This window comes from Tannerella forsythia (assembly GCF_003860135.1).
Classification (GTDB): Bacteria; Bacteroidota; Bacteroidia; order Bacteroidales; family Tannerellaceae; genus Tannerella; species Tannerella forsythia_A.
In genome coordinates this window covers 1-1,180 of sequence record NZ_RQYN01000126.1, presented here as the reverse complement: position 1 = coordinate 1,180, position 1,180 = coordinate 1, and the positions used below count along the sequence as shown (strand labels likewise).

Below are 1,180 nucleotides of genomic sequence, written 5' to 3'. Positions count from 1 at the left end.
AGCATTCAGCGGAGCCAACAACTCAACAATCAAACAACTCAACGAATCAACAAATAAACAGCTCAACATTTCAACGCCCGAAGAGCATACAAGGGCTGAAAGCCCGGGTTATTTCAGCCCCATCCCGAAAGGGTGGGGGATCGACATCCGGACCTTGTTCGCAGGGCTGAAGGCCTGAATTAAATTCATTCTTATATTTTCTATGGCGGAATCTGGTCTATTGCGGAATCTGGGGTTTAACAATCCCCCAAAAAATCATGAAAAAATTATTTACATTATGTCTCTTCTTGGTGTTTTTGTCGTGCAATAAAGATTCCGGTCCGGTTGCCGACTGCGGATGTGAAAACCCTCAAAAAGACCTTCCATGGCTTAAAGAGCTAATCGACAAAGCAAACACCGACGATACGGGAAACTATAAAGGAACGATCTGGTTGCTCAATTATAAAGGGCAAGACATGTTTGTAACCGATATGATGATGGGGAGCGGAGGAATTCTTTATCATTTCTTCGATTGCAGCGGAAAGAAAATCGTCTGGGAAAATACGAAAGATAAAAACGATACGCTTGCCTTATTCACTCAAAAATTAAAGTCATCCAGAGTTATCTACACGAATATTCAGACTCTATTTTAAAACGGAAAAAATCTGCGGGAAATAAATCTCCCCGCGGATTAATTACAAACAACTTGCGGGAGACAAATCACAACTGTGATTTATTACAAACAATTTGTGGGAGATAAATCACGACTGTGATTGATTGCAAACAATTTGCGGGAGATAAATCACAACTGTGATTTATTACAAACAATTTGCGGAAGACAAATCACAACTGTGATTTATTACAATTAACTTGCGGGAGATAAATCACGACTGTGGTTTGTTACAAACACATATATAGGTTCAAAAAAACTACTGCCGGGTATGGATTGCTGTTGATCGATTTGGAAAACGATTTATCTCTTTTGTCTGTGGAGACAGAAACACAGATAGGGGAGTAAAGCTTTGGAAGAAGATAAAAAACATTCCTGCATTAGTGTATTATTCTGACTATTGGAAGTTATAAGGAGTGTCTCCCTCATGCAAAACATATTCGAACAAAGGCAGAAACTTATACAGTCGAAGGTTATAATAGCAGAATAAGGCATTATTTAGCAAGGTTCAAACGAAAAGGGAAGTGTTAT

At 39.0% G+C, this 1,180-nt stretch carries 1 protein-coding gene and 1 pseudogene; both read left to right on the top strand.

The features are described from left to right. Window positions 1-257 precede the first annotated feature (257 nt). Window positions 258-632 (top strand): hypothetical protein, encoded by a 375-nt coding sequence (locus tag EII41_RS13580; protein WP_124752403.1) that lies wholly within the window; start codon window positions 258-260, stop codon window positions 630-632. 252 nt (window positions 633-884) lie between these two features. Continuing rightward, a pseudogene (locus EII41_RS14630) lies at window positions 885-1,180 on the top strand (IS1 family transposase); the annotation flags it as partial.